General features: G+C 63.3%; 21 protein-coding genes. 4 read left to right on the top strand and 17 right to left on the bottom strand.

The window, feature by feature from the left end:
- Window position 1: 1 nt before the first annotated feature.
- From CDPAHKCJ_RS08055 to CDPAHKCJ_RS08040, 4 genes are all read right to left on the bottom strand, one after another.
- Entirely contained in the window at window positions 2-718 is a 717-nt protein-coding gene (locus tag CDPAHKCJ_RS08055) for a divalent cation transporter (RefSeq protein WP_166019343.1), read from the bottom strand.
- Window positions 715-1,140, bottom strand: coding sequence for a hypothetical protein (locus CDPAHKCJ_RS08050; RefSeq protein WP_166019342.1), 426 nt, complete (start codon window positions 1,138-1,140; stop codon window positions 715-717). The genes CDPAHKCJ_RS08055 and CDPAHKCJ_RS08050 overlap by 4 nt, the downstream gene beginning before the upstream one ends.
- 127 nt (window positions 1,141-1,267) lie before the next feature.
- A complete protein-coding gene (locus CDPAHKCJ_RS08045) occupies window positions 1,268-1,693 on the bottom strand; it encodes a TM2 domain-containing protein (protein WP_166019341.1) in 426 nt (141 codons plus the stop codon).
- 206 nt (window positions 1,694-1,899) lie between these two features.
- Window positions 1,900-2,739 carry a 2OG-Fe(II) oxygenase family protein gene (locus tag CDPAHKCJ_RS08040; protein WP_043335503.1) on the bottom strand — a complete coding sequence of 280 codons (840 nt, stop codon included), beginning with the start codon at window positions 2,737-2,739 and terminating at the stop codon, window positions 1,900-1,902.
- A gap of 247 nt (window positions 2,740-2,986) precedes the next feature.
- Between CDPAHKCJ_RS08040 and CDPAHKCJ_RS08035 the strand changes: the two genes are divergently transcribed.
- A complete protein-coding gene (locus tag CDPAHKCJ_RS08035; RefSeq protein WP_043335501.1) occupies window positions 2,987-3,190 on the top strand; it encodes a cold-shock protein in 204 nt (67 codons plus the stop codon).
- 258 nt (window positions 3,191-3,448) lie between these two features.
- Here the strand turns inward: CDPAHKCJ_RS08035 and CDPAHKCJ_RS08030 are convergent, their stop codons facing one another.
- The 6 genes from CDPAHKCJ_RS08030 to CDPAHKCJ_RS08005 form a co-directional block, all read right to left on the bottom strand.
- On the bottom strand, window positions 3,449-3,997 hold the full coding sequence (locus CDPAHKCJ_RS08030) for a hypothetical protein (RefSeq protein WP_166019340.1): 549 nt from the start codon (window positions 3,995-3,997) through the stop codon (window positions 3,449-3,451).
- 220 nt (window positions 3,998-4,217) lie between these two features.
- Complete coding sequence (locus CDPAHKCJ_RS08025) at window positions 4,218-4,676, bottom strand: nucleoside deaminase (protein ID WP_166019339.1); 459 nt, start codon at window positions 4,674-4,676, stop codon at window positions 4,218-4,220.
- 73 nt (window positions 4,677-4,749) lie between these two features.
- Complete coding sequence (locus CDPAHKCJ_RS08020; RefSeq protein ID WP_043337056.1) at window positions 4,750-5,775, bottom strand: SPFH domain-containing protein; 1,026 nt, start codon at window positions 5,773-5,775, stop codon at window positions 4,750-4,752.
- A gap of 167 nt (window positions 5,776-5,942) precedes the next feature.
- Entirely contained in the window at window positions 5,943-6,398 is a 456-nt protein-coding gene (locus CDPAHKCJ_RS08015; RefSeq protein ID WP_166019338.1) for an NfeD family protein, read from the bottom strand.
- Window positions 6,399-6,561: 163 nt separating this feature from the next.
- Window positions 6,562-7,470: a lipid kinase YegS gene (gene yegS / locus CDPAHKCJ_RS08010; protein WP_166019337.1), complete on the bottom strand. Its 909-nt coding sequence runs from the start codon at window positions 7,468-7,470 to the stop codon at window positions 6,562-6,564.
- 185 nt (window positions 7,471-7,655) lie between these two features.
- Entirely contained in the window at window positions 7,656-8,861 is a 1,206-nt protein-coding gene (locus CDPAHKCJ_RS08005) for a multidrug effflux MFS transporter (RefSeq protein WP_240916702.1), read from the bottom strand.
- A gap of 131 nt (window positions 8,862-8,992) precedes the next feature.
- On the opposite strand from CDPAHKCJ_RS08005, the gene CDPAHKCJ_RS08000 reads away from it, so the two are divergent.
- Window positions 8,993-10,072, top strand: coding sequence for a LysR family transcriptional regulator (locus tag CDPAHKCJ_RS08000; protein ID WP_166019336.1), 1,080 nt, complete (start codon window positions 8,993-8,995; stop codon window positions 10,070-10,072).
- Window positions 10,073-10,147: 75 nt separating this feature from the next.
- Window positions 10,148-10,543 (top strand): glutathione S-transferase N-terminal domain-containing protein, encoded by a 396-nt coding sequence (locus CDPAHKCJ_RS07995; RefSeq protein ID WP_166019335.1) that lies wholly within the window; start codon window positions 10,148-10,150, stop codon window positions 10,541-10,543.
- 134 nt (window positions 10,544-10,677) lie between these two features.
- Here the strand turns inward: CDPAHKCJ_RS07995 and CDPAHKCJ_RS07990 are convergent, their stop codons facing one another.
- From CDPAHKCJ_RS07990 to CDPAHKCJ_RS07980, 3 genes are all read right to left on the bottom strand, one after another.
- Entirely contained in the window at window positions 10,678-11,784 is a 1,107-nt protein-coding gene (locus CDPAHKCJ_RS07990; protein ID WP_240916723.1) for a COX15/CtaA family protein, read from the bottom strand.
- 344 nt (window positions 11,785-12,128) lie between these two features.
- Window positions 12,129-12,794 carry a hypothetical protein gene (locus tag CDPAHKCJ_RS07985; protein ID WP_166019334.1) on the bottom strand — a complete coding sequence of 222 codons (666 nt, stop codon included), beginning with the start codon at window positions 12,792-12,794 and terminating at the stop codon, window positions 12,129-12,131.
- 75 nt (window positions 12,795-12,869) lie between these two features.
- Window positions 12,870-13,694 carry an SURF1 family protein gene (locus CDPAHKCJ_RS07980; RefSeq protein WP_166019333.1) on the bottom strand — a complete coding sequence of 275 codons (825 nt, stop codon included), beginning with the start codon at window positions 13,692-13,694 and terminating at the stop codon, window positions 12,870-12,872.
- Between CDPAHKCJ_RS07980 and CDPAHKCJ_RS07975 the strand changes: the two genes are divergently transcribed.
- Entirely contained in the window at window positions 13,693-13,884 is a 192-nt protein-coding gene (locus tag CDPAHKCJ_RS07975) for a DUF2909 domain-containing protein (RefSeq protein ID WP_043337068.1), read from the top strand. The genes CDPAHKCJ_RS07980 and CDPAHKCJ_RS07975 overlap by 2 nt on opposite strands.
- 17 nt (window positions 13,885-13,901) lie before the next feature.
- Here the strand turns inward: CDPAHKCJ_RS07975 and CDPAHKCJ_RS07970 are convergent, their stop codons facing one another.
- The 4 genes from CDPAHKCJ_RS07970 to coxB are packed head-to-tail and all read right to left on the bottom strand — an operon-like array spanning window position 13,902 to window position 18,168.
- Complete coding sequence (locus CDPAHKCJ_RS07970) at window positions 13,902-14,762, bottom strand: cytochrome c oxidase subunit 3 (RefSeq protein ID WP_166019332.1); 861 nt, start codon at window positions 14,760-14,762, stop codon at window positions 13,902-13,904.
- On the bottom strand, window positions 14,759-15,352 hold the full coding sequence (locus CDPAHKCJ_RS07965; RefSeq protein WP_166019331.1) for a cytochrome c oxidase assembly protein: 594 nt from the start codon (window positions 15,350-15,352) through the stop codon (window positions 14,759-14,761). The genes CDPAHKCJ_RS07970 and CDPAHKCJ_RS07965 overlap by 4 nt, the downstream gene beginning before the upstream one ends.
- A gap of 26 nt (window positions 15,353-15,378) precedes the next feature.
- A complete protein-coding gene (gene ctaD / locus CDPAHKCJ_RS07960) occupies window positions 15,379-17,031 on the bottom strand; it encodes a cytochrome c oxidase subunit I (RefSeq protein ID WP_166019330.1) in 1,653 nt (550 codons plus the stop codon).
- Between the two features lie 30 nt (window positions 17,032-17,061).
- Window positions 17,062-18,168, bottom strand: coding sequence for a cytochrome c oxidase subunit II (coxB, locus tag CDPAHKCJ_RS07955; protein ID WP_240916722.1), 1,107 nt, complete (start codon window positions 18,166-18,168; stop codon window positions 17,062-17,064).
- Between the last annotated feature and the right edge of the window lie 407 nt (window positions 18,169-18,575).

Genomic DNA, 18,575 nt, shown 5'->3' with positions numbered 1-18,575 from the left:
ATCAGCCGACCAGGCGATCGCCCAGCATGCCGATCATGAACCCCAACGAGGCGCCCAACGGCGGTGACCAGTGATGCGCCACCCGCGACTGGGGCGCGATATCCTGGAAGACGAGATAGAGAATGCCACCGGCGGCGAAGGCCATCAGCCCGCCCAGCACGCTCGGCGCATCCGCAAGCCATAGATGGCCGGCCAATGCCGCCAGCGGGCCCAGCAGCGACAGCATCACGAAGGCCCCCAGCCCCTGACGCGCAGTCAGCCCGGCCCCTTCCAGCTCACGGTAGGCATTGAAGCCTTCCGGCAGGTTCTGGACCGCGATGAACAGTGCCAGCAGCATCGCCGCGGCGGGAGAGGCAGAGGCCAGTGCGCCCAGTGCGATCGCCTCGGGGATGAAGTCCATCAGCATCGCCAGCAACTGGCCCTTGGCACCACCACCGCGCGCCAGCCAGCGGTCCAGTTGCATGAAGATCAGCGCGCCCAGCAGGAACAGCCCCAACAGCGCCGCGATGGACAGCGCCTGCATGGCATGCGGTACCAGCACCAGCGACACGGCGGCCAACAGAATACCGCCGCCGAGCGCGGTAATCCCCGCCAGCCAACTGCGCTTGACGTGACTCTCGTGGCTGCGCTCCAGCTGGGCGATCACGCCACCCAGCGGCATGCACAGCCCGGCAGCCCAGGCCAGCGCCACCATGGTCCACGGAATCGATGCCATCATGCTGTGGTCGGGGCCGCAGGACTCGGTCGCGCGCCCAGGACACGCATCAACAGGCTGGTGCCGATGCCCCAGGCGCCATTCAGGATCAGGCCACCGACCACCATCAACGGCGCTACCTCGATTCCCTTGAGCGGGAAGACGACCAACATGGCCACGGCCGTCGGGCCGACTGCACCGAAGACGAGGCTGATCAGCCAATGGCTGACGCCCGTTCTGCGGCGCACCAATGCCCACAGCGGCAGTCCCCACAGCCCGCCCCAGAAGGCCAGCGAGAGCACTGACGGGATGCCCAGCGGCCCGGTAGGCGTCATGTTGTAGGGCGCCTTGGGCAGGATATCGGCCAGATAGAAGAGCCCGAAGAGGCCCTGATGGAAGATGAGAGTCGCCAGAAAGGCGGCGATGAAGGATTTCAACCAGATCATGTTCACTTCCTTGTCGTCATGTTGATGAAAACATCCGAGCTTCAGCACATTAGAACATGCGAAAACTCGACACTGCCTTTCCTGCTACGTCACTTCCGTCCCGCTGGATGCAACGCAGGTGTGATCTCTAGCGCTGGGTGGCCGGCGACTGCTCGGCATGACGCAGCGATATCTGGTCATTGAGTGTCCAGAAGTCATACAGCACACCGATGAAGAACAGCCCACCGGTGCACAGGTAGAGCAAGCCGGTCAGCCACTTGCCCATGTACATGCGGTGAATGCCGAACACGCCCAGGAAGGTGAGCAGAATCCAGCTCAGCGAATAATTGATCGGACCTTCGCGAAAGCGGAAGTCCGCCTCGCGGTCCATCGCCGGAATCAGAAACAGGTCGATCAACCAGCCGATGCCCAGCAACCCGAAGGTGAACAGCCAGATGGTGCCGGTGACCGGCTTGCCATAGTAGAAACGGTGCGCGCCGAGGAAACCGAAGATCCACAGCAGGTAGCCCATGGTCTTGGAATGCGTGTCCTGTACAACAGGCGATGTGGTCATCAGTAAAGCCTTAGCCGCGATGCGGCAGATCATGATTGCGAATACAGTCAATGCGGTCTTGACGCCGATGAATCAAGCCTTCTGCCGCCAGAGGCCACGCCCGTAAACGACAACGCCACCCGCGCACAGGCGCGGATGGCGTCGGATCAGCTGAAGTCTCCTCAGCGGTCCCGAGAGCAAAAGCCAGGCCGGGACCAGAGCCGGCGCTAGATGACGCCCAGCTCGCGCAGACGTTCCTTGAGGTAGGAATCCGCCGTGTGCTTGTCAGACAGTACCACTTCGGGACGCGGATGCAGGAACAGTGGCAGCGACAGGCGTGACTGGCTGGAGCCCTCGCCGGTCGGGTTGATCACGCGGTGCGTGGTCGACGGGAAGTAGCCGCCGCTGGTCTCCTGGAGCATGTCGCCGACATTGATGACCAGCTGGCCCGGATCACAGGGCACGTCCATCCATTCGCCATTGACGTCCATTACCTGCAGGCCCGGCTCGTTGGCTGCCGGCAGCACGGTCAACAGATTGATGTCTTCATGCGCCGCGGCACGGACGGCACCCGGCTCTTCACTGCCGGTCATCGGCGGGTAGTGAAGCACGCGCAGCAGTGTCTGACCGCTGTCCTTGATCATGTTGGAGAGCGGTTCACGGTAGAGCTCAGCCACTTCGGCAGGTGAATGGGCCTCGACCCAACTCAGAAGCTCTGCCGCGAAGGCTTCGGCCTGGCGGTAATACTCCATGGCATTCTCGCGCAGGCTGTCCGGAATCTTGCCCCACGGGTAGATGTGGTAATACTCCTTGAGGTCACGCGCCGTATGGCCCTTGGCGGTCTCGGAGACATCTGCCGGGAACAGGCCATCCTGGGTCTTGGGGTCGAAGCGCCAGTCAAGCTTGTCGGCGCTGGAGAAGAATTCGGCCCATTCGGCGTAGATCTTCTCGACCAATTCATGAGAGATCGGATGATTGCGGATGACACCGAAGCCCGTCGTGCGCAGGGATTCAACAAATTTTTCGGCTGCATCGGCCGAGCGGTAATCTACGTTCTGGACCTTCATGGCATTTCCATCTATGTTGGCTCTGTGTGAGCATCCTACTTGAGCCGGAAGGAGTCGCCAATACGACAACTTTCTGTTCGAATGGAAGCGAACACGTGCAGCCCAGGCTGCATGCGTAGGTCAAGCAGGAAAGGATGTCGTCGCTGGACGCAACGCGTCTCTCTGGTGGAATTCCCCCTAGCCGCACCAACGCACTCTGGTCTGATGGGCAGACCACCAACATCATCTCGTAAGCAAGGAAAGAATCATGGCAACTGGCACAGTCAAGTGGTTTAACGACACCAAAGGTTTCGGCTTCATTTCTCCGGACGACGGCGGCGATGACCTGTTCGCGCACTTCTCTGAAATTCAGGCAGAAGGCTTCAAGTCCCTGCAAGACGGTCAGAAGGTTTCCTTCGACGTCACCCAGGGCAAGAAAGGCCTTCAGGCCGCAAACATCAAGCCGGTCTGATCTTCTCGATCAGCCTGGTCAGGCCGCCCTCACCGGCGCCCTGATGATGGCAGCAAGACAGTCATGGAAAAGCCCGCCTTCTGGCGGGCTTTTTTGTGGCCAGGCCTTGGCCTGACTCACGCTTCACGAATCATCGCCGATACAAGAACGCCGCGACCCAGGGGGGCACGGCGTTCTTGTATCGGCGGCCATGTCACTCGCACTCAGCCAGTGACACGGCTTGCGACAGGCATCACGCCAGCATTCGCTGGCCAGTGATTACTGCTGCGCTTCGTCGATGGACTCGTTGGCATCCTGCTGCGCAGCGTTGATCTTCTCGTTCGCTTCGGCAGCAGCGTTGTCGCCAGACTGCTCAGCGGAGTCGGTCAGCTCGGCAGCCTGCTCCTTGGTAGAGTCATAGGCGTTCTTGGCAGCATCGGCAGTGGCGTCAGCGGCGTCGTTGACACCTTCCTTGGCGGACTCATAGGTCTCGGAAGCAGCGTTCTTGGTTGCTTCAAGGGCACTTTCGCTCTCGGCAGCAGCTTCGTCGCCCATGGCATCGGCAGATTCGGCAGCGTCGTCAGCCATGTTGTCGGCCTTGTCAGCAGCGTCATCCATCTCTGCAGCCGCTTCGTCAGCTGCCTGGTCCATCTTCTCGGCAGCGGCGTCAGTCGCTTGATCGGCGCTCTGTTCAGCCTGCTCGGCGCTCTGCTCGGCAGAGGTCTCGGCGTTCTGGGCAGCTTTGTCAGTATCGCCGTTATCGCAACCAGCGATGGCCAGAGACAGGCCAGCGGCCAGTGCGGGAATCATCCATTGCTTGAGTTTCATCGTCTTCTCCATGATAGGTGGGGAGTTGCCAGCCCCTGTTTCCTGCAAGTGGCATTGCAACAAAGGTCGTGTAGTCATGCAAGCGAAAGCGTGGCTTGACGCCTGATACCCAAGACATGGTGCCAGACCGACAGCTTTTCAAGCATTTTGCCCTTTTCACAGCAGAATAGTGTTAACGAACACCATTTTCCATCAGCTACCACCAACAACCGCACCGCGATCACTCACCGATATCTTCGTTCCAGACGTCCGGCTGCTCGCGAATGAAGGTCGCCATCAGTTCACGGCAGCGCGCGTTGTCGACCACATCGACCTTGACGCCCAGGCCACGCAAGTGGTCTTCCGCGCCCATGAAGGTGTGGTTCTCACCGACCACGACATGCGGGATACCGTAGAGCTGGATGGCACCACTGCACATCGGGCACGGTGACAGCGTGGTATAGAGCACGGATTCACGATAGACGCTGGCCGGCAGGCGACCGGCGTTTTCCAGTGCATCCATTTCACCATGCAACACCGTGCTGCCCTTCTGCTGGCGCTGATTGTGGCCACGACCGATGATCTTGCCATCATGGACGAGTACCGAGCCGATCGGCACGCCGCCAGCCGCGTAGCCCTTTTCCGCCTCTTCAATGGCGGCCTGCAGAAAGCGCTCATGATCGGTAGTAAGTGCTGTCATCGTCTTGCTCCAGATGCGGTGAATATTCAGTGGAGCGGCAGCCTACTGCCACTCACTGCTTGGCACAATACACTCAGCCCAGGCCCGCTTCGCCTGTCATCATCTGACGGGCGCGTCTCAGCCCTTCATTGCTGGCATTGGTGGGCTCGCCGACTTCAGTGGCAAGCTCGCGGAAACTGCCCATGGCACCCAGCAAGGCAGAGGCCTCGTAGGGGATGAAGACACGATCACCCTCACGCGCCATGTCCGGCAGCACCTGCAGATATTTCTGGCCCAGCATGTAGCCGACCACCAGCTGCGGGTCTTCGGCACCGATGGCATCGCGCAGCTGATAGATGGCCTGACGCTCACCTTCGGCGCGCAGAATCGCGGCCTGCTTGTCACCCTCGGCACGCAGCACCGAAGACTGCTTCTCGCCCTCGGCGGTCGCGATGGCGGCTTCGCGCTGGCCATTGGCCTCGGTCACCGTGGCGCGACGCTTGCGCTCGGCCGCCATCTGCAGCCGCATGGCATCCTCGACTTCCTCGGGCATGCTGATGTCCTGGATCTCGACGCGCGTCACCTTGACGCCCCACTTGTCACCGACTTCATCCATGGTGATCTGCAAGGCGTCATTGACCTCCTTGCGACTCTCGAAGAGCTTGTCGAGCTCCATGCGACCGATCTCGGAGCGCAGGCTGGTCTTGGCCAGTACCTCGACGGCCTGGGTGAAGTTCTCGACTTCATAGACGGCGCGCTTGGGATCGACGATCTGGAAGTAGAGCGCCCCATTGACGGTCACGGTGACGTTGTCCGTGGTCACCACGCTCTGGCCGGGGAAGTCCATCACCGTCTCGCGGCGATCGATGCGCGTCTCTTCCACCACCAACGGCAGATTGTCGCCCTTGACCTCACGATAACGTCGAATGGTGATGGAGCGCGGCTTGTCGATGAAGGGAATCACCAGATTCACGCCGGATTCCAGTGTGCGGCTATAGCTGCCGAGGCGTTCGATGACGACGGCTTCTGACTGCTGGACGATCATCAACCCCTTGGCCAGCAGAATTACCACCAGCGCCAGTATGAAAAGAATGATGATGAGTCCCGGACTGATAATCATATTGCTCAACTCCCTTGAACTGGGCCGTATCCGCAAGCCCTGGTGAGATATCCGATCACGCTTGACCCGCTACCACCACGACCGCGTCATCGAGCCGCGATCTCATGGCATCCTTGTGCCAGTTTCTTTCGAGACAGGCGCTACTCCACTGACTCCTTCGAGGCAGACTACTTCGAGTCAGTCTCCTTCGAGACAGGCTCGACACAGACGGTGATGCCTTCGACGCTGACGATCCTGACCGTATCCCCCGCTGCCGGCGGCGTCTCCCCCTCCCAGCGTAGCGGATACTCATTGCCTGACACGCGCACGGCAGGTCTGCCACCGTTGCCGATGATCACCTTGGCCAGCTGCCCGGTTTCCGCGCCGCTGCCCAGGGTACCGTAGGGCGTCTTGGGCAACAGATAGGGATGGATCTTGCGCACGAACAGTGGCACCAGCACCAGGGCCGTGATCGCGACGCTGATCAACTGGATGTTCAGCCCCGCCCCCAGCCCTGCCGCCAGAGCCCCCCCAAGGGCACTGACACCCAGCGCCAGCAGCACGAACTGCGCGCCCAGCAGCTCAAGCCCCGCCAGAATCAACGCGAGGATGACCCAGATATGCCACGCCGCCAAACCGACCATGCAATCACTCCCTGAAGTCCTGGCTCCCGCCCTGCTCGGCTGAGAGATTGGAAGAATACGCTGCCACCAACGCAACGAGCGCAGCCTGAGTAAACCTCAGACTGCGCTCGTGTACCAGCCAGCCCTCATGGCTCAGCCGGCGCTCAATGGCCCATCTGCGGGCTCATGAGTGTGTCAGCAGGGCGGCGCCCTGCGGGGCGACCAGACGCAGGGCGCCGGGAATCAGCTGGAATTCGCTGTTCTCGATCAGGTAGCTCTCGCCATCGAGATTCACCGGCAACGACTCACCACGATAGTGCAGCGAGTCAGTGCGCACATACCGCACGAAATGGCCGTTGTCGGGAAGCGACTCCAGCTCCTCGATCACCTCACCCACCCGCGCGATGGGGAAGTCGCGGATCACCAGCACATCGAAGCAGCCATCATCGAGCAACGCCCGAGGCGCCAGCTCCTGCCCGCCGCCCGCCTGACGACCATTGCCGATCGCCAGCACGAACAACGCCAGCTCCTCTTCCACCCCGTTGAGGGTCACGCTGCCACGGTAAGGGCGGAAGTCCCACGCCTTGAGCACGCCCATCAGCGAATAGGCCCCGCCACCGAACAGCTTCTTGAGGCCACCGGGCGTCGAGCGCGTCACCTCGGCACCGAAGCCCGCCGAGGCCATGTTGAGGAAGTAGGCATCATCCAGCTGCACCACATCGACGGCTCGCGCTTCCCCTTCACAGGCCAGCGCCAGCGATTCCGTCACCGGCTCGGGGATGCCGAGCGAGGTCGCCAGATCATTGGCGGTGCCCAACGGCAGAATCGCGACTTCCGGGCGCTTCGCGAGTGGATGCTGCATCAATGCATTGGCGATCAGGTTGAGAGTGCCATCACCGCCGCCAACGACCAGCCGCGTGACGCCTTCAGCGACTGCCTCGCTCACCAGTCTCGCGACGTCATCTCCCTCGAAGGTCAACCGCACTTCAAGCCCTGCCATACGCTCACGCTGAGCGAAGATGGCCTCACGCAGCTCCGGCTGCTGAGCCTTGTCCCCGTTGAGTATCACGCGCACACGCGCCGCTGATTCCATGGTGCCTCCTTGGCGACATGCGGATCGAGCGACAAGCATACTCTGGTCAGGGGCCTTCAATGAACCATCTCTGCCCTGCGGCCAGCCGCTGTCGCCAACCAGCGAACCCTTCATGCCTGTCCAGTCCCACCGGTCAGCGGCAACGGCCAGTCGCATCGCGCAGTCTCACCGGCCAGTCATAACGACTAGACGCCCGGCTGACGTCGCGCGCCCAGCAGCAGCAGCGGCAGCACCATCACCACACTGATCAGCAGCAGGCCCTGCTGAGGGGCGAGCGGCGTATTGAGCAGTACCGTTGCCACCACTGCCGAACCGCCAAGCTGGATACTGCCGAGCAGCGCCGCCGCGGTGCCGGCACGCTCGGCGAAGGCCTCCAGCGCCAGGCTTGACGCCGCACCGAGCGCCAGCGAGAAGCCGACCGACAGCACTGCCACCGGCACCATGAAGGCAGCAGCAGACAATGGCAGCCAGGCGAAGGCCGCGCCCTGCATCAGACCGGAGAGCAGGATGATCGCCAGTCCCAGACGCACGGTGGGCTGACGGCCGAGACGGGTGATCACGCGCGGTGCGAAGAAGAAGGTGATGATATTGATCACGGCATTGCCGCCGAACAGGGCACTGAAGACCAGCTCGGAGTGGCCGAGGCGCTCGACCAGCAGCTCGGAGGACGACGACACATACAGCAGGATGGCGCTCATCGCGGCCATCGCGACCAGCGCCTGATACAGGAAGCGCCAGCTGGTCAGCACGGGGCGGTAGCGCGCCCAGTTGTACAGCGGGCGCTCCACGACCGTCGTGGCAGGGCGCGTCTCGCCAAAGCTCTTCCACGCCATCAGGCCGACGCACAGCGCGAAGGCGGCCATGAACAGGAAGTTGGAGCGCCAGCCGAACTGCACCGCCAGCAGGCCGCCCAGCACCGGCGCCAGCGCCGGAATGATGCACAGCGCACCATTCAGATAGCTGTACATTCTGGCGCCCTGCTCCGGCGTGTAGCAGTCACGCACGGCCGCGAAGGCCACCGTCACCGTGGCGCATGCCCCCAGTCCCTGCAGGATACGCCCGAGATACAGCATGCTGATGTCCTGAGCCAGCACGGCGACCATCGCGCCGACGAGATAGACCGTCGCGCCACCCAACAGCGCCGGACGCCGCCCGTAGAGGTCCGTCAGCGGGCCGACCAGAATCTGCCCGACACCCACAGCGCCCAGAAACAGCGTCACCGTCATCTGCATCACATCGGTGGGCTGGGCGAATTCACGCGCCATCGCCGGCAATGAGGGCAGATAGATATCGATCGCCAGCGGCGAGAACATCACGCAGCCGACCAGCAGCAACAGCAATAGTCGTGCGTTGGGCATGGGCCTTGCGGCAGCAGAGGAAGACACGGACATGGATAATCTCGAGAGTCAGAAACCAAGGGCGGCCCGACAGAGGGGCCATCAAGAATCCGCAGAGCCTAGCGCCTGCGACTTATGAAGCAAAATGATATTATTTCAGGCCTGATATTCCACTGGAGAAATTCATGAGCGCGACAGTCCCGCAGGCACCCGCAAGGCCGGTTGGTGCCCAGTCTCCAGCCGCGTCTTCACTGCCTGTGTCTTCGGGCTCAGCGCCAGCGGCCACGCCCTTCAACACGCCCTTCAACACGCGCATCGACCTCAATCTGCTGCAGGTGCTGCAGGTATTGCTGGAAGAGTGCAGCGTGATGCGTGCGGCGGGCCGTCTGCACCTCTCGCAGTCTGCCGTCAGCAAGAGTCTGGCACGCCTGCGCGTCATGTTTGATGACGCCCTTTTCATTCGCGAACGCCACGGTCTGCGCCCCACGGCGCGTGCCCTGTCATTGCGCGGTGAGCTGGCCGAGCTGCTCTCGCGTCTCGAGAATCTGAGCGCCCCTGCCACCTTCACCCCCGCCACCAGCCAGCGGCGCTTTCAGCTGGCGGTACTGGAAAGCGCCTGGGCGACCCTGATGCCATCCTGCACGCGCGCACTGACCGATGCACTGCCGCATGGCAGCCTCGAGATCAGTCGCTGGCAGGCCGATTGCCTGAGCCTGATGGAAAAGGGTCAGCTGGATATCGGGCTTGCCGGACACGATCACAGCGCCGAGACCCCGGGCGAGCCGCCTGCCCTCCCTGCTGGCTTCCAATCGCGCCTGCTGTGGCGCGACGACCATGTGATTCTGGTAAGGCGTGATCATCCGCTCACGCGGCGCCAGACAGCGATGACGCTGAGCGAATTCGCGGCCTTGAGTCATGTGCAGGCCACCTGCGAGGGGCGCTCTCGCTGGTCGCTGGATGAGCGGCTGGAGCAGCACGGCGCACCACGCCGCATCAGCGTGCTGGTTCCGGATTTCCGCGATGCCCTGAGCATCGTCGCGCACAGCGAGCTGGTATTCTGCGCCCCCAGAAGCTTTGCCCAGGCCAGCAGCGAGCTTCACAGGCTGGCGATCCTAGAGCTACCGATGCGCCTGCCCGCGCTCAGCTACCGCTTGATCTGGCATGCCAGCCACGAGCAGGACCCCGGGCACCGCTGGTTGCGACAGTCCCTGCTGACGCACATCCGCAACGCGCATGGGGAAGACGCCGAGGCCGCTGAGCTCTAGAATGGCCCCATTGTGAATTCGCCACCCGCGCTGCGGCACTGGCGTCGATACCCGCACGTCCCATGAGGTTCTGCCATGCGCTCCATCATCCGCCTGTTCTTCCGCACCCTGCGTCTGGTGCTGGCTCCCTTCATGCTGCTCAGCGAGAAGCTGACACGCGGCAACGCGCTCGAGCGTAGCCCCGCCCAGCAGGCCGAGGTGGACGCCGAGACGGCCAAGCTGGCGCTGTATCAGTTCTCGACCTGCCCGTTCTGCATCAAGGTGCGCAAACGCATGCATCAGCTGAACCTGAACGTCGAGCAGCGCGACACCCAGCACAACGCCATTCACCGCCAAGCCCTCGAACAGGGCGGCGGCCGCGTCAAGGTACCGTGCCTGCTGATCACCCATGACGATGGTCGCGAAGAGTGGATGTACGAATCCGACACCATCAATGCCTACCTGCAAGAGCGCTTCGGTAGCGCCGCCTGACAGGATAACGGCTAGTACGATTCAGACCGCAAGAGGCCGCTCATGGGAGCGGCCTCTTGCGGTCTGGTGAGCGCGATCACGCGCGCTTGGGTGTCTCTCTTCTGCTTACCGTCTTGCCCACCTTTTGCCTCTCATCATGCCAGCGTCTGCGAGACGGATGTCCGCTTGCGGCGAGCCGCCTGGCGCATCTGATCCATCGCCCACACCATCGCCAGCGTCAGCGCGACGGCCCCCAGGGTATGCGCCAGCGCCAGATCCAGCGGCAACCACCACAGCACATTGGCGATCCCCAGGCCTGCCTGCACCAGCCAACACCCTAGCGCCCAGCGCCAGGGGTTGTCAGGCGCTGCCGTCCGCGCCGACAAGTGGCGGCGCTGGCGCCAATACAGCGCCAACAGCACCGCCCCCAGCAGCACGGCCCCGCCACGGTGCGCCATGTGGATGGCCGTGCGCGCCTCACCATGCAGCTGCCCGTGCAGATAGCTGGGGCCGACATCCTGGGTCAGGTGGAAGCCCTCTCCCCAGTCCATCGCCGGCCATGCGGCACCATTGCAGGTCGGGAAACCTTCACAGGCAAGCCCGGCATAATTGCTCGAGGTCCAGCCCCCCAGGGCCAGCTGCCCCAGCAGCAGAGCCGCAGCCAGAGCGGCCAGCCAAGGCTGACGCCGGATGCCAGGTGCATCAGCTCCCGCCTTGTGTCGCTCAGCCGTCACCGTGAGGTACGCCGCCCGCCGTCTGAGTGATAGCCACAGCAACAGCAGCAGGCTCAATACGCTCAGACCGCCCAGCAGATGCAGCGTCACCACCTGCGGCCACAGCTTCAGCGTCACGGTAAAGGCCCCGAACGCGCCCTGAACCAACAGCATGCCCAACAACAGCCAGCAGCCGGCCAATGGGAAACGAGCGCGCGCCTGTGCTCCCCAGCGGTTCGCCGTCGCTATCGTGACGCTGCCATTTCTCAAGGCTTGCCACTGACGTGCCTCGCGACGGCGTATCCGCCAGCCCAGCGCGAGCAATGCGATTGCCGCAAGCCCGAGCAGACTCGCCGCATAACGATGGATCATCTCCGCCCACGCCTTGTAGCCTTCAAGCGGATGATGTGGGCTGTGCAGACTCGCGGTCTGGGCATCCGGCACGACCAGAGCGCCATAACAGCCCGGCCAGTCGGGGCACCCCAGCCCGGCGTCCACCAGCCGCGTCCAGGCTCCCAGTCCGATCACCAGAATGACCAGTCCCAGCATGCTGGCGACCAGACGCTGACTGCTGCGCCACAGGCGTGCCGTTACCTGCAGATCAGCGACCTGTCGGGCGGCAGAGCCATTCACCAGGTCAGGCGTCAGCCCAGACGTCAGACCAGGCGTCGCCATCGAGAAGGCCTGCGTGGCTGAGGCTTCATCCGTGGTGGCGTGACGCAGAAATGGCGGGCGGGGCAACAACGCCGCCCCTCGTTGGCGGGCCCGCGAGGCGGCGCAGGCCCGCGGTGGATGGCGCTTCTGTATGGCGAGGCGAGACATGGCATATCTCCCTGGTGAAGCGAAAGAAGATCACTCCCGGCCTGGCGAGGCCCGACTTGGCGAGGTCTGGCTTAGCGAGGCCCGACCTGGCGAGGCGCGACCGGATTACGCTTGAGCAGCCGGCGCACATCCTTCATCACGGCCTGCGGCGTGATCTCGGGGCCGTAGGCGACCACGACCTGCCCGTGAGGGTCGATCAGGCGCAACTGGTGCGGCACGGAAGTGGCATCGTTTGGCGCCGGCCAGCGTCCGAGAGCCCGTTGTTCGCCCGGCACCTGGGGATGCACAAAGGCCTTTTCAGCCACCACCAGGCGGCCCAGGCGTGGCGCCTCCTTGCCAAGCGCGCGATGCAGGCGCCACCAGCGCTCGGCCTGCGCCGCGGCCAGCTGCGGCTGGTTCGGCTCCGGCCAGCTGAGCCAGAAACGCTGCTCATCCGCGCCTCTGGCGGCCAGCGGCGGCATGCCGGGAGTCTCCTTCACGCCAACAGCATTGACAGCGCTTTCAGTCGCGTTGCCTGTGGCGTTTTGGGTGACATTGTCAGTGGCGTTTTCTGTCACGAGGTAGTCGAGCGACCAGTCAGTGAGCGGCTTGACCTTTGGCAACAAGGCACCATTTGCCACCCGCCCCTCGGGAATCCCGACCTGGGCGCTCAACATGGCCCACGCCAGAGGCAGCGGTGCGGACAACAGCCCCAGCAAGGCCACGAGTTTCAGACGCTGTCGCATCACGTGTGTCATCGCTCTCCTCCTGACGACGGCTTCCCTGCATGCCCGAGCGTGCGGATAACAGACTCAAGACACGAACACCAGACGCTAGGCCTGGCGCTGACGCAGCGCGGACTGACGTTGACGACGCGCGCCCAGAATCATGACCACCGCCGCCCCCAGGCTGAGTCCCAGCCACTGCAGCGCATAGGCGTAATGTCGCTCCGGCGTCATGTTGCTCGGCTGCCACCAGGGCAAAAATCGTCCCTCCCCGCTCGTCTGGTGCAGGACACCCGCAAACGCCGGTGTGCCCAGCGCCTGCCAGGCGCTCAGGTCGACCTGCTGCAGGCGCTGCCCCTCGCGATTGGGGCCGAACAGTGGGCCACCGCTGTTGCCCTGACCGTTCAGCCACTGCCAGCGACCACTGATCACCCCGGGGCCTGCCGGGGTCGTGAACTCCGGGTCGCTGCGTGGGGCCGGCGATGCCACGAAGCCGCGCTCCACCAGCCACCAGCGGCCATCCAGCGTTCGGAAGGGTGTAAGCACCGCCACGCCATGGCGCTTGTCCAGCGTGCGGTTGTCCAGCAACAGACTGTGCTCCGCGAGCCACTCGCCGCGCAGCTCGATCAGGCTGGCACTGGCGGGTGGCGCCGTCGGCATCACCAGCTCCGGCGCGCTGGCGGTATCCTCCAGATGCTGGGCACGCGCTTGGCCACGCATCACCTGCCAGCTGCACAGACACAGGCCGAGCACGATCAGGCATCCCCAGAACAGCCACCAGCCGCGCCCGACCTGGCGCTCCTGCGTCGTCGCCGTTGAAGACGACTGCGCCGCGGGCTCTGACTTGCGCTTGTCAGACAGATGAGCTCGACTGTCACAAGCGAGTGCCGCGCTCTGCTCGCCCGCCACTGTCTGCACCCCGGGAGGTGACATGCTGCTCAAATCGCTGATCGCACTGGTCTTTATCGGCATGCTGGCAAGCCTGGTCGCCGGCGCCGGTTTTCTACTGCGCGATGGCAGCCGCAGTCGACGCCTGCTGACCTCTCTCAAATGGCGGGTTGGCCTGGCAGTGTGTCTGGTGATTCTGCTGGTCATTGGCTTCTCCACCGGAATGCTGGACTGACATCACGCCATGTGCTGTCAGAACACATAGACGAACAGGAACAGACCGATCCACACCGCATCGACGAAGTGCCAGTACCAGGCAGCCGCTTCGAAGGCGAAGTGACGTTCACTCGAGAAGTGGCCGCGTACCACGCGCACCAGCATCACGATCAGAATCACGGTGCCGATGGTGACGTGCAGACCATGAAAACCGGTCAGTAGGAAGAAGGTGCCGCCATAGACCCCCGCCTGCAGCGTCAGCCCCAGGTGGTGCCAGGCCTCGTAGTATTCGATGCCCTGCAGGGTCAGGAAGCACAGCCCCAGCACCACGGTGCCCGCCAGCCAGTTGCGCGCCGTGCGTCGAAACTCCATCTTCAGCGCTTCATGCGCTACCGTCAGGGTGACGCTGGAACTGACCAGCAGCAGCGTGTTGGCCAGCGGCAGCTGCCAGGGCGACAGCAGCTCTCTGGGCCCGGCGATGCTGGCATCCGGCGGCGTCATCAGGGGCCAGCTGGCGGTGAAGTCAGGCCATAGCAGCGCCGTCACCCCCTTGGCGCCCTCGCCATCGAGCCAGGGCAGCGCGAAGGTTCGCAGATAGAACAGCGCCCCGAAGAAGGCCGCGAAGAACATCAATTCCGAGAAGATGAACCAGGCCATGCCCCAGCGGAACGAGCGGTCCATCTGGTCATCGTAGAGGCCGCCCATCGACTCGCGCACCACATCCCGAAACCAGCCCGCCATCACCAGCACCACGGCCAGCAGGCCGATGCCTGACAGCCAGGCGGCGCTGCCGTGCACCATCCAGATTCCGGTCCCGATCATCATGCCGCCCACCGCCAGCACGCCGAAGATGGGCCAGGCACTGTGGGCCGGGACGTAATAGCTGCCACTGCTCATGTTTCACCTCCTGCAGATTGCTCTGCACCATCGTCCTCCGCGGATGACGGCGTCGTGACCGGGTAGAGCGTGTACGCCAGGGTCAGATCACGAATGCCCTCCGGAAGGTCAGGGTCGACCTGAAAGACCAGCGGCAGCTCGCGCCGCTCGCCTGCTGCCAGCGTCTGCTCCTGGAAGCAGAAGCACATGATCTTGCGCAGATGCAGTGAGCCCTCGGCAGGACTGACACTGGGGACCGCGCGGCCACGCACCGGATGATCGGCGTGATTGGTGAACACGAAGCGCGCGCTGTACTGGCCACCGGGATGAATGCGGAACTGTTCATCCAGCGCCTCGAGTGTCCACGGCAGACCTTGCCCCTGCTGGGTGATGAAGCGCACCGAGACCCAGCGGCTCTCGTCGATCTCCATGGCCACCGCGGCCCTGGCCTGACTGGCGGCCTTGCCATTGAGGCCGGTGAGATTGCAGAAGACGTCATAGAGCGGCACCAGCGCGAAGGCGAAGCCCAGCATCGCGACCAGCGCCATCAGCGTGCGCCGCACGGTGCGTGCCACCGCCTGTTGCTGTGCTGCGTGATCGCGTGAGGGCATGTCACTCTCCTGGCCGCTGTCCATCGTCAGCGGATGATCTGGCCATCACGGGTCTGCGGAGGAATCTCGAAGGTATGCAGCGGCGCCGGGCTTGGCACGCTCCACTCAAGATCCACCGCCCCTTCCCAGGCCTTGGCTGGCGCCCTGACACCGCCGCGCGCGCACTTGACGATCACGACCAGGAACAGCAGCTGCGAGATACCGAACAGGAAGGCGCCGATGCTGGACAGCATGTTGAAATCAGCGAATTGCAGCGCGTAATCCGGAATGCGGCGCGGCATGCCGGCCAGCCCCGAGAAGTGCATCGGGAAGAAGGTCAGGTTGACGCCGATGACCGACAGCCAGAAATGCCACTTGGAGAGCCCCTCGTGGGGATAGAAGCCGGTCCACTTGGGTAGCCAGTAGTAGGCTCCGGCGAGAATCGCGAATAGCGCGCCGGGCACCAGAACGTAGTGGAAATGCGCCACCACGAAGTAGGTGTCGTGGTACTGGAAATCCGCCGGGGCGATGGCCAGCATCAACCCCGAGAAGCCGCCGATGGTGAACTGGACGATGAAGGCGATCGCAAACAGCATCGGGGGCTCGAAGCTCAAGGAGCCGCGGAACATGGTGGCGATCCAGTTGAAGACCTTGACCCCGGTCGGCACCGCGATCAGCATCGTCGTGTACATGAAGAACAGTTCCGCCACCAATGGCAGGCCGACGGCGAACATGTGATGGGCCCAGACCAGGAAGGACATGATCGCGATGGAACCGGTGGCGTAGACCATCGAGGCGTAGCCGAACAGTCGCTTGCGCGAGAAGGTCGGCACGATGGCGGACACGATGCCGAAGGCCGGCAGGATCATGATGTAGACCTCGGGATGCCCGAAGAACCAGAACAGATGCTGGAACAGCACCGGGTCGCCGCCACCGGCGGCATTGAAATAGCTGGTGCCGAAATTGATGTCGAACAGCATCATGGTGATGGCGCCCGCCAACACCGGCATCACCGCGATCAGCAGGAAGGCGGTGATCAACCAGGTCCAGACGAACAGCGGCATGTCCATCAGACGCATGCCCGGGGCACGCAGGTTGAGAATGGTGGCGATGATGTTGATGGCGCCGAGAATCGAGCTGATGCCGGCAATATGCAGTGAGAAGATGAAGAAGCTGGTCGAGGGCGGCGCATAGGTGGTGGAAAGCGGCGCGTAGAAGGTCCAGCCGAAGTTGGGGCCGCCGCCCTCCATCAGCAGGGTGGAAAGGAGCAACAGGAAGGCGACCGGCAACAGCCAGAAGCTGAAGTTGTTGAGGCGCGGCAGCGCCATGTCGGGCGCGCCGATCTGCAGCGGAATCATCCAGTTGGCCAGCCCCGTGAAGGCCGGCATGATGGCCCCGAACACCATGATCAGCCCATGCATGGTGGTCATCTGGTTGAAGAACTCCGGCTGCACCATCTGCAGGCCGGGCTGGAACAGCTCGGTGCGGATCACCAGCGCCATGATGCCGCCGATGAACAGCATGCTCAGCGAGAAGATCAGATAGAGGGTGCCGATATCCTTGTGATTGGTGGTCAATAGCCAGCGCAGCATGCCGCGCGGCGCGCTGCCGTGGCCCTCGCCCACATGAGCGCCGCCTGCGGTGGCCCCCTCGCTCTCGCTGGCCTGAAGTACCGCCTTGCGTGGCTGTTCACTGGCCATGACACGCCTCCTGAATGCGTCGCTTGCACGCTATTGAGACAGCTGTTCCTTGATGACGGCTGGCTGTACCAGCTCGCCGGTATCGTTGCCCCAGGCGTTGCGCTCATAGGTGATGACAGCCGCCAGCTCGACCGGGCTCAGCACATCGGCGAAGGCCGCCATGGGCGTGCCCGCCTTGCCGTTGACCACGATATCGATGTGCGCCTGCATGTCCTGGGTGACGATGGCGCTGCCTACCAGCGAGGGGAACGCCGGTGGCATGCCCTGGCCATCCGGCTGGTGGCAGGAGGCGCAGATGGTGGCGTAGGTCTTCTCGCCCTTCTCCATCAGTTCCTCAAGGCTCCAGTCACGACCGGCATCGTTGAGCGCGGCCTCGGCTTCGGCCTTGCGCGCGATCAGCCACTCATCGAACTCGGCCTCCGGCAGCGCCTCGACCACCACCGGCATGAAGCCGTGGTCCTTGCCGCACAGCTCGGTGCACTGGCCACGATAGGTGCCGGGGGTCTCGATGCGCGTCCAGGCCTCATTGATGAAGCCGGGGATGGCGTCCTTCTTGACGCCGAAGTCCGGCACCCACCAGGAGTGGATGACGTCGGCGGAGGTGGTCAGGAAGCGCACCTTGCGATTGATGGGCAACACCAGCGGGTTGTCGACTTCCAGCAGGTAATGCTCGCCCTTGGCGGCGGTGTTGTTGATCTGCTCGCGCGGGGTCGCGAGGCTTGAGGTGAAGGCGACATCCTCGCCCAGATATTCGTACTGCCAGCGCCATTGATGGCCGGTGATCTTCACGTCCAGCGCCGACTCGGAGGCGTCGTACATGTCCTTGAGCGTGGCGGTGGCAGGCACCGCCATCACCACCAGGATCAGCAGCGGGATGGCGGTCCACAGAATCTCGATACGGGTATTTTCATGGAAGCTTGCCGATACCGCACCGCGTGACTTGCGATGCTTGATCATCGCGTAGCCCATCACACCGAACACCACGATGCCGATGACCACACAGATCCAGAAGATGATCATGTGCAGCGAGTGGATCTCGCGGCTGACGGCCGTGACGCCGACCGGCATGTTGTATTCGACTGCCAGCACCGAAGGGGAAAGGACTGTCAGTGACAAGGTCGTCAGTGACAGGGTCATCAGTGACAGGGGCGTCACTGTACGCCGCAAGCGCAGACGCATTGGCCTGGTGACACAGGAAAGGCATTCCGCGAACCATGACATCGGCGCCTCCTTGTCATTGTTATCGAGAGCCTCAACCAGATGACGGCGCTGAGCGGCTCCCCGTGCTCCGACTTGCTTCGAGTATAGAAGAGCTTGACGGAACACAAGGTCGCGCGGATCAACCCACTGATACTCCTTGGTCGCAAGGCAGAGCGAGCCAAAAACGGCTACCCCGCGCGTGATACCGCCGGAGCACGAGGCAGTGGCGCGCTTCTGCGTTCAGTCCACGCAGGAAGGCGGCGATTCAAAAATATCCTGCAGATTTGCTGGTGACATGACGGCGCGCGTCGGGGCGACCAATGGCGAAGTTATATGCGCATTTA

This window comes from Cobetia sp. MB87, from assembly GCF_011319755.1.
Lineage (GTDB): Bacteria > Pseudomonadota > Gammaproteobacteria > Pseudomonadales > Halomonadaceae > Cobetia.
The sequence above is the reverse complement of the archived record's forward strand: the minus strand, read 5'-3'. Positions and strand labels throughout refer to the sequence as shown.

Excerpts from the sequence above, each read along its gene's own strand:
- CDPAHKCJ_RS08045 (WP_166019341.1), bottom strand. The coding sequence starts at position 1,693 with ATGACCACATCGCCTGTTGTACAGGACACGCATTCCAAGACCATGGGC.
- CDPAHKCJ_RS07980 (WP_166019333.1), bottom strand. The coding sequence starts at position 13,694 with ATGTCACCTCCCGGGGTGCAGACAGTGGCGGGCGAGCAGAGCGCGGCA.
- CDPAHKCJ_RS07995 (WP_166019335.1), top strand. The coding sequence starts at position 10,148 with ATGCGCTCCATCATCCGCCTGTTCTTCCGCACCCTGCGTCTGGTGCTG.
- CDPAHKCJ_RS08015 (WP_166019338.1), bottom strand. The coding sequence starts at position 6,398 with ATGGTCGGTTTGGCGGCGTGGCATATCTGGGTCATCCTCGCGTTGATT.
- CDPAHKCJ_RS08040 (WP_043335503.1), bottom strand. The coding sequence starts at position 2,739 with ATGAAGGTCCAGAACGTAGATTACCGCTCGGCCGATGCAGCCGAAAAA.
- CDPAHKCJ_RS07965 (WP_166019331.1), bottom strand. The coding sequence starts at position 15,352 with ATGCCCTCACGCGATCACGCAGCACAGCAACAGGCGGTGGCACGCACC.
- CDPAHKCJ_RS08050 (WP_166019342.1), bottom strand. The coding sequence starts at position 1,140 with ATGATCTGGTTGAAATCCTTCATCGCCGCCTTTCTGGCGACTCTCATC.
- CDPAHKCJ_RS07970 (WP_166019332.1), bottom strand. The coding sequence starts at position 14,762 with ATGAGCAGTGGCAGCTATTACGTCCCGGCCCACAGTGCCTGGCCCATC.
- ctaD (WP_166019330.1), bottom strand. The coding sequence starts at position 17,031 with ATGGCCAGTGAACAGCCACGCAAGGCGGTACTTCAGGCCAGCGAGAGC.
- CDPAHKCJ_RS08020 (WP_043337056.1), bottom strand. The coding sequence starts at position 5,775 with ATGATTATCAGTCCGGGACTCATCATCATTCTTTTCATACTGGCGCTG.
- CDPAHKCJ_RS08030 (WP_166019340.1), bottom strand. The coding sequence starts at position 3,997 with ATGAAACTCAAGCAATGGATGATTCCCGCACTGGCCGCTGGCCTGTCT.
- CDPAHKCJ_RS08035 (WP_043335501.1), top strand. The coding sequence starts at position 2,987 with ATGGCAACTGGCACAGTCAAGTGGTTTAACGACACCAAAGGTTTCGGC.
- CDPAHKCJ_RS07975 (WP_043337068.1), top strand. The coding sequence starts at position 13,693 with ATGCTGCTCAAATCGCTGATCGCACTGGTCTTTATCGGCATGCTGGCA.
- CDPAHKCJ_RS08005 (WP_240916702.1), bottom strand. The coding sequence starts at position 8,861 with ATGTCCGTGTCTTCCTCTGCTGCCGCAAGGCCCATGCCCAACGCACGA.
- yegS (WP_166019337.1), bottom strand. The coding sequence starts at position 7,470 with ATGGAATCAGCGGCGCGTGTGCGCGTGATACTCAACGGGGACAAGGCT.
- CDPAHKCJ_RS08000 (WP_166019336.1), top strand. The coding sequence starts at position 8,993 with ATGAGCGCGACAGTCCCGCAGGCACCCGCAAGGCCGGTTGGTGCCCAG.
- CDPAHKCJ_RS07990 (WP_240916723.1), bottom strand. The coding sequence starts at position 11,784 with ATGCTGGGACTGGTCATTCTGGTGATCGGACTGGGAGCCTGGACGCGG.
- CDPAHKCJ_RS08025 (WP_166019339.1), bottom strand. The coding sequence starts at position 4,676 with ATGACAGCACTTACTACCGATCATGAGCGCTTTCTGCAGGCCGCCATT.
- CDPAHKCJ_RS08055 (WP_166019343.1), bottom strand. The coding sequence starts at position 718 with ATGATGGCATCGATTCCGTGGACCATGGTGGCGCTGGCCTGGGCTGCC.
- coxB (WP_240916722.1), bottom strand. The coding sequence starts at position 18,168 with ATGACCCTGTCACTGACGACCTTGTCACTGACAGTCCTTTCCCCTTCG.
- CDPAHKCJ_RS07985 (WP_166019334.1), bottom strand. The coding sequence starts at position 12,794 with ATGACACACGTGATGCGACAGCGTCTGAAACTCGTGGCCTTGCTGGGG.